Raw genomic sequence first — 7,719 nt, 5'->3', positions numbered from 1 at the left:
TGACAAAATTCATTATTCTAGAAATTTCATCCCTCTCACCTTTATATGTTCTTGGAATAAGTTGAACTTTACTACTATCTTGATTTGAGACAAATAATTTTGGTACTTCATTTTCCTCAGTTCGTCTTCCCGACAAAAATCGAAATCCTACTTGATTTTTCGGTAAAACTTCTCTGATTAAATACCTTTTTTTTACTCCACCTTGCTTAAGATACTCTATCTCAATTTCCTCTATACCCATTGAATTACCATTCAAAGGTGGCTCGAAAAATTGTTCTAAAATTCCAACGTTTGTAGAAAGAAACTCAAAAGTAATTTCTTGATTTTTAATGACTTTTCTACCAGTATTTTCAATATCGCAAGAGATGACATACAAATCTGCAACCTCATAATCTTCACCGTAAAGGATACTAATATTTTTCTGAGGTATATCTTTTTTGAACTCTAAAACACTCAATATATTTGTTGTATAGGAAAGCTCCATTGCTTGGTCTTGACGTTGTTTGTTTGATGAGAAGTAATTAAATAGTGCTACTGAAAAACCAGAGATAATAGCAATAGCAACCTTTTGCCAAAAATCACTATTCTCTAATAGTGTTTGAATTATTTTCGGATATTCATTTAAGTTATCCATCTGATAATCTCCTTATTTTTTTAAATAACAATTGGGTGCATCTCATATTTACAAAAATACTTTTTTCTTATTCCCTGTTCCCTGTTCCCTAAAAGCGATAAATTTTTGGCTTTATTCAAAATTGAGATGCACCCTAACAATGATTAATTTTATACCAATTTGTTAAAGATATGGAGGAGTTTTATCTCCCCAAACCCCACTTTGAAAGGGGGACTAAGAATTCAGGTTTATGTCATAATTTTATTAAAATTGCCCGCTACGCTATTAGTATGCCTGAATGAGATAAAATTCGCTATAACTGTTAACCAATAACTGGTAACTAACAACCAATAACTGTGAACTATTAACTGATAACTGATAACTGATAACTGTTAACTGTTAATCCACTGCCGAGTACCGAAATATTTACAAGAATGAGCAGCAATATTAGCAGCATTTGCCAAAGCTTCTGTAAATTCTCTATGAAAAATATAGTGACAAAATGCTCCATGAAAAATATCACCTGCACCTAAAGTATCAACAGGATTCATTTTCGGAACTTCCACATTACCAAACTTACCTTGACTCAAATATTTAATAGGTTTTTCTCCTTGAGTAATAGCAATATGTGGAATATTTTGATTCGCTAAATAAGCAAAAACTTCCTCTTGACTTTCACAGTTAGGAGGATAAAAATTAGCAGAACAAATAGCATAATCAACAAAAGGTAAAATTTCCTCAAATCCTGGTTTCCAACTACCACCATCTATAACAATAGGAATATTTTTTGACTTAGCAAGTTGAGCAATTTCTAGACTAGCTGCCATTTGATGACCGTCGATTAAAACAATATCAATATTAGGAATAATGTCTGGGTCAATCAATTTTTTTGAGATTTGAGACTTAGCAGCATTGATAGAAATTACAGAGCGATCGCCTGTATTTTGAGTAGTAATAATTGATGAAACTGGTGGTGGTTCGTCACGATTTTTATCTAAGTCTTGTATTGTGACATTATGCTTTTCTAAATCTGCTCTAATTAGGTGAGTTATTGGATGATTTCCTAACCCACAGAGAAGAGTTGCTTGATTACCAAAATAGCTAAATGTTACCGCTGCATTTGTGGCAGGTCCCCCTGCTGTAATAGTATGATCGGCAGCAACAATTTTTTGATTTTTTTCGGGATAAGTTGTTGTGAGATAAAGTAAATCTAAGGTTATTAACCCGACAAATAATCCGGTTTTAGTCATTGTTTTTTTTGTAAGCATTAAGCGGTCAGCTATCAGCTATCAGCTATGAACTATTAACTAATTATGATACCAAAGGAGGAATTAGTCCCTAAAGAGAATTAAAATTTATGTTTGCTTCCCCATAAGATAAATTTTGCCATCTTTGAATATTCGGTTTATCTTAAATATCAATAAATTAAGCTGATAGCTGACTGCTAATAGCTGAATGCTTATATAATAGATTTATTTATCGAAAATTGGTGTATCTAAAAATTAGTATAAATGAATAAATTAACAGTAAATTTTTGCTGTCCGGCAATGCCATCTCAACTTAAATTACGACCCTATCAAGAACAAGCTATTAATAATTGGTTTACAAATAGAGGTAGGGGAATTTTGAAGATGGCAACAGGTAGTGGAAAAACAATAACTGCCTTAGCGATCGCTACTCAACTTTATCAAAAAATTACTTTACAGGCATTAATTGTGATTTGTCCTTACCGTCATTTAGTAACTCAATGGGCAAGAGAATGTGAAAAGTTTAGTCTTAAACCAATTCTCGCTTTTGAGAATGTACATACTTGGCAAAATCAACTTTCTACTACACTTTATAATATTCATTCTGGCTATGAAGAATTTATTACTGTTATTACTACAAACTCTACTTTTATTTCAGATAGTCTCCAATCTCAGATTAAATATTTTCCTGAAAAAACTTTGATTATTGGGGATGAAGCACATCATTTAGGTTCGCCCAAATTAGAGAAGAGTTTACCCAAAAATATTGGTTTAAGACTTGCTTTGTCTGCCACGCCAGAAAGATATTTTGATGACCAAGGAACTACAGCAATTTTAGATTATTTTGGTGAAGTATTACAGCCTGAATTAACTTTGGCTGATGCCATTATACAAGGTGCTTTAGCTCGTTATCTTTATTATCCAGTTTTAGTAGAATTAACCGAAGCAGAAAGTCGAGCTTATGCAAAATTAACTTCCAAAATTGGTTGGGCATTATTATTATCAGAAAAAGAAAATGTAGAAATAGAAAAAGAAGATTTAACAGCTTTATTAATTCAGCGTTCTCGTTTAGTCGCTTCAGCAACAAATAAATTAACAGCATTAAAAAAATTAATGGCTAATCGTTTACAAACCAGTCATACTTTATTTTATTGTGGGGATAGTTCCGTAGAAACTGAAGATATTTCAAATTTAAGACAAATGGAAGCGGTGGTAAGAATATTAGGTTATGAATTAGGTTATCGAGTTAATACTTATACTGCTGAAACTCCGATTAAGAAAAGAGAAAAATTAAGGCAACAATTTGAAAGTGGAGAATTGCAAGGTTTAGTAGCAATTAGATGTTTAGATGAAGGGGTAGATATACCAGCAATTAAAAATGCAGTTATTTTAGCAAGTAGTCAAAATCCACGACAATTTATTCAAAGAAGAGGAAGAATTTTACGACCTCATCCCAGTAAGGAAAGGGCAACTTTATTTGACATGATTGTTTTGCCTCCTGATATGGGTAGAAGCACATTGGAAGTAGAACGAAATTTACTGAGAAAGGAGTTAAAAAGGTTCTTAGAATTTGCCGATCTAGCAGATAATTCTGGAGAAGCTAGGGTGAAATTATTAAGTATTCAAAAAAGATATGGATTATTAGATATTTGATATTTGATTCAGGCAAGAAGTAAGAGAGAAAAAGAAGTATTTTTGGGCTTTTGCTTTTTCACAGTTTACTGAGTAGAACTTGGAGAGTACCAAGCATTATGAAAGTCTGGGTAGCTCATGTGTTGTGCGCAGTGCCAAACAATATCATTTGCAGCTATATATTGTATTAAGTCATAATTATAAACTTCGTTTTGTACAGACTTTTTTTCTTGCATATAAAAATTTTGTTGTACATATTCTTTGAGATTAGCAACCATCGCCTTTAATTGTTTTACTTCACTAATTTCTGTGAGTGCAATAGCAACTTGAGTGGAAATTTCTGGATTTTCAATTACGACAATAAAATTAAGAACCTCTGTAAGTATTTGTGGAATTAAAAATGCTCCTAGTTTTGTTAAAGCATATAGCCAAGTTGAACGAAATTGTGCATCTTTGCTCTGTTTTATCCGCTCTAAAAATTTCTTAAGTGTATCAATATCATTGTTGGCAATCGCATATTTTATGTTTATAAAAAAAATGTGTTCACTAGATTCTAATGTTAATTTTTCTTGGTCTTCCAAAAAATCTTTAAATTTTTCATATTGTTGCATTTGTATTTCGTTAAAAAATAGGTCAGATTCAAAATCATCATCATCGTTATCATCAAGCATTTCAGGCTCAAAATAAAATGTATTTGTGTTAATTTCATTTAGTATGCTATCTGCTAACTCAATTACATATTGCTCATTAGAGTTATTTCGCAGTGTTATTAATGAGTTTAAAATTTTTTTATCTCTCAAAATAATATCATTAATAACTGAAATAGTGCATAATATGGAATCTTTTTCCATGTTTCTAAAGTGCTGTTCTAATGGCATAATAACTAGACTGCTTAGCAATTCCACATAGGTAAATTTTTGAGGATTTAAAATACTATACTTTTTAGCAAAATCAAGCAATAGAAAAACTTTTATTTCTTCCATTTCATCAGCATATAAATACAAACATATTATATCATTGATTATTTCTGAACTTATGTCTCTTTTCTCCAATATTTTTAATTAATATAGACTTTAAAGGTAAGAGAGCTAACTTTTTTAGTAAGAGAATTAATAAAGCTTTTCTCATCAACTAAAAGCAATAGCTGATTGCTGATTGCTGACGGCTGAATGCTTACTAGCACTCACAAAATACTCACAGTTTTACTCACAGACTGTGAATAGATTTTATTTAACCTTCTAGATAAGCTGTAAATAGTTAACAAAAAGGAGAAAAAATTATGACTGCTTATCAACTTAGCCTTTTCCCTAACACTGAATATATCTCTAGTAAATCTAATAATCTTGATGACTTATCTCCTGCTTATCGTAATTTTAAAAGTGGCGAAGTTATCAACAAATTAGAAATGAAAGTCATAGACATTTTGGAAATTGTTTTAGGAAATAATTTCCGTTATTGCCCCCAAATTACTCTCAAGAGTATTTGTCCTAACGCTAGCTGGATACCCAAAAATATTGGGGAAATTTGGATTAATTCCAAAGTAGAGATTGCTGTAATAGAACGAGGTTTAAAAACAAATCGTCAAGCAAAATTAGTAATAGAATGTCAGTCATTTTGCCATAAACTCCCAGAAGTAAAAGAAAGCGACTACCACAAATATAAAATTTTATCTGCTGTAAATATTCCGTTAATTTATGTAGAGCAAGTTCCAGAAGATGAGCGTTTTTATCGGTTTTATACACCCAATGAAACAACCGAAATATTTTATAACTCGATCGCTCAAGATAATAGACAGCAACTCAAAACATTTCTAGAACAAAACATTGTTCAAAAATAACCAAATTAATGGCAGTTTTAGAGTTATAAAGTTAGTGAAAATGTAGGTTTAGTTAATCAAGGAAACGCAGCACCATCTTGGTGAGTTAGGTTACGCTGTCGCTTAACCCAACCTACTAACTAAACCTAAACAATGTTAGAATAAAATTTGTTGGGCTAATATTGGATTTTGTGGCGCAACCTAGCTAAAATTAATTAAATATTTATAATTAAATGTTTAGTGAGTATAAACCAATTAACCCAACCAATAAACAAGCCCAAACCTGTCTAAAAGTTTGTCAGATGATGATTACTATTAATTTAAAACCAGAAATTGAAGCTCTAATCCAAGAAAAAGCTACCTCACAAGACTTATCAATTGAACAATATATTGAAATTTTCATAGAAAAATAAATTGAAAATATTGTTTCTGCAGTTGAGGAAACAGCCTACTTATTTAAAAGTGAAACTAACAAAAATAGGCTGTTAAATGCTATCGAAAATGTTGAACATCAAACCAATTTAATTGAACTTTAATTAGAGGAAATTGAGTGAGTAAAAGAATTGTATTTGAAGCTTCTGCTTTTTCAGACTTTACTGAGTGGGTTATTTCAGTGATCAGTGATCGGTTAGCCTCCTATGGTCGTAACTGCGTTAACAGTTATCAGTACCTCTGATGAAATTATTATTATTGCCTGTAAATACCATTATGAGCAATAAAAGAACTTTAGATATTATATTTTTTCTGCCGAATGATAGGTCATTTCAGCGATCAGTTATCAGTTATCAGTACCTCTGCAATAAGGAGGCTTGAAATACGGAATTTTATTTTTTTTATCCCCTTAAAAGGGGAGGCTTTAGACCACGATTTTTCGGTAAAAAAAAGCAACTCCAGTTTATTTCAGACAGCTATCTCTAGTATTCTCTTATTTTTTTCAAAATTTACTCTTTCTTCCCTACTCCCTACTCCCTATTCCCTACTCCCTACTCAAATTAAAATGACTTCAAAATACTCAGACAAAATAATCACAGAAATATCAACTATTTTTTCAGAAAAGCAGTCAAAATATAATCATAAAACTCAAACAAAACTGAATAACATTCAAGAACCAATTACTACCGCCCCCCCAGAAGTAAAGAAAATTATTGGGCGAGTATTACAACTAGAAAAAGACCGACTTTATAAAAAAACTCCTAGAATTAACGATGATATTCTCAAAATTATTAAAGAAGCAGTGCAATGAAATTAATCTCAATTATCTTGTGTAACTTTCGTCAATTTTACGGCAAAACTCCAGAAATAATTCTGGCATCAGGCCAGAAAAATACAACAATAATTCATGGCAATAATGGTGCAGGTAAAACTACCATAATGAACGCCTTTACTTGGGTACTTTATGAAAAATTTAGCGCCGCTTTTGTAGTAGAAACTCAACTGGTAAATAAACGAGCAATTACAGAAGCAAAACTTGGTAAAGCCATAGCTTGTTGGGTAGAAATTGTATTTGAACATGATAATAAACGGTATCAAGCCAAACGTTTATCACGAGCTTATAGGAATGAAAAAAATGAAATTGAACATGGTAAAAGTGAATTATATATGCAGATAGCTGGAGATGACGGACGTTGGTCTCCACCCCCAGAACATCCTGATGATATTATTGGTAGAATTTTGCCAGAAAGTTTACATAGATATTTCTTTTTTGACGGAGAAAGAATTGAGTATATTGTTAGGGATGATCGGAAAAGTGAAATAGCAGAAGCGACGAAAGAATTATTAGGAATTGAAGTATTAAATCGTTCTGTTAGACATTTAGGGGAGGCAAAAAAATCCTTGGAAACTGATTTGAGATTAATTGGTAATCCTGAAACTAAAAAACTGCTGAAAGAAAAAAATAAAATTGAACAAGAAATTAACAAATTATCAAAACGCCAAACAGAGATAGAGAAAGAATTGCAAAATCATAGAGAAGTTAAGAAAGAAATTAGTAGTCGTTTAGTGGAATTTAAAGGTGCAGAAGGATTACCCCAACAAAAAGACCAATTAAATCTCCAGGTAGTATCAATAAAAGAACAAATATTACAAGCTCATCAAAGTTTAAAAAGAGCCATATCAACTCGTGGTTATATGGTTTTCTTGTTAGATGCCATAGAAAAATTCCGAGAACTTTTTGGTAATTTAAAAGAAAAAGGAGAGTTACCCATAGGAATCAAAAGACAGTTTGTACAACAGTTATTAGAAAAACAACGTTGTATTTGTGGAGCAGAATTAACTATAAATTCCCCAGGGAGAAAATCAGTAGAAAAATGGATGGAAAAAGCCGAAATTGCCGATGTAGAAGAAACCGCAATTAGAATGAGTATACAGATAGATGAAATTGACAAACAAGTAGTGGAATTTTGGGGTGAAGT

8 protein-coding genes are annotated in these 7,719 nt (G+C 31.6%); 5 read left to right on the top strand and 3 right to left on the bottom strand.

The window, feature by feature from the left end:
• Positions 1-634, bottom strand: a 634-nt coding sequence (locus tag AC3DU7_RS15650; protein WP_488040256.1) for a hypothetical protein, incomplete at its 3' end; no start/stop codon positions are given.
• A 371-nt stretch (positions 635-1,005) separates the two neighbouring features.
• Positions 1,006-1,863, bottom strand: a complete 858-nt coding sequence (locus AC3DU7_RS15645; protein WP_488040255.1) for a sugar kinase — start codon at positions 1,861-1,863, stop codon at positions 1,006-1,008.
• A gap of 261 nt (positions 1,864-2,124) precedes the next feature.
• Between AC3DU7_RS15645 and AC3DU7_RS15640 the strand changes: the two genes are divergently transcribed.
• On the top strand, positions 2,125-3,513 hold the full coding sequence (locus AC3DU7_RS15640) for a DNA phosphorothioation system restriction enzyme (RefSeq protein ID WP_488040254.1): 1,389 nt from the start codon (positions 2,125-2,127) through the stop codon (positions 3,511-3,513).
• Positions 3,514-3,578: 65 nt separating this feature from the next.
• On the opposite strand, the gene AC3DU7_RS15635 is transcribed toward AC3DU7_RS15640, so the two are convergent.
• Positions 3,579-4,544 carry a hypothetical protein gene (locus tag AC3DU7_RS15635; protein ID WP_488040253.1) on the bottom strand — a complete coding sequence of 322 codons (966 nt, stop codon included), beginning with the start codon at positions 4,542-4,544 and terminating at the stop codon, positions 3,579-3,581.
• A 227-nt stretch (positions 4,545-4,771) separates the two neighbouring features.
• Between AC3DU7_RS15635 and AC3DU7_RS15630 the strand changes: the two genes are divergently transcribed.
• The 4 genes from AC3DU7_RS15630 to AC3DU7_RS15615 all read left to right on the top strand — a co-directional run.
• A complete protein-coding gene (locus tag AC3DU7_RS15630; protein ID WP_488040252.1) occupies positions 4,772-5,329 on the top strand; it encodes a hypothetical protein in 558 nt (185 codons plus the stop codon).
• Between the two features lie 212 nt (positions 5,330-5,541).
• Positions 5,542-5,721 (top strand): hypothetical protein, encoded by a 180-nt coding sequence (locus AC3DU7_RS15625; protein WP_488040251.1) that lies wholly within the window; start codon positions 5,542-5,544, stop codon positions 5,719-5,721.
• Between the two features lie 584 nt (positions 5,722-6,305).
• Entirely contained in the window at positions 6,306-6,551 is a 246-nt protein-coding gene (locus AC3DU7_RS15620; RefSeq protein ID WP_488040250.1) for a hypothetical protein, read from the top strand.
• Positions 6,548-7,719, top strand: a 1,172-nt coding sequence (locus AC3DU7_RS15615) for an AAA family ATPase (RefSeq protein ID WP_488040249.1), incomplete at its 3' end; no start/stop codon positions are given. The genes AC3DU7_RS15620 and AC3DU7_RS15615, both read left to right, overlap by 4 nt.

It is taken from the genome of Okeania sp., assembly GCF_983059655.1.
This window is presented reverse-complemented; position numbering and strand designations above follow the sequence as displayed.

Bases quoted from the DNA above. Each gene is read 5' to 3' on its own strand.
- AC3DU7_RS15645 (WP_488040255.1), bottom strand. From the start codon at position 1,863: ATGACTAAAACCGGATTATTTGTCGGGTTAATAACCTTAGATTTACTT.
- AC3DU7_RS15640 (WP_488040254.1), top strand. From the start codon at position 2,125: ATGAATAAATTAACAGTAAATTTTTGCTGTCCGGCAATGCCATCTCAA.
- AC3DU7_RS15630 (WP_488040252.1), top strand. From the start codon at position 4,772: ATGACTGCTTATCAACTTAGCCTTTTCCCTAACACTGAATATATCTCT.
- AC3DU7_RS15620 (WP_488040250.1), top strand. From the start codon at position 6,306: ATGACTTCAAAATACTCAGACAAAATAATCACAGAAATATCAACTATT.
- AC3DU7_RS15625 (WP_488040251.1), top strand. From the start codon at position 5,542: ATGTTTAGTGAGTATAAACCAATTAACCCAACCAATAAACAAGCCCAA.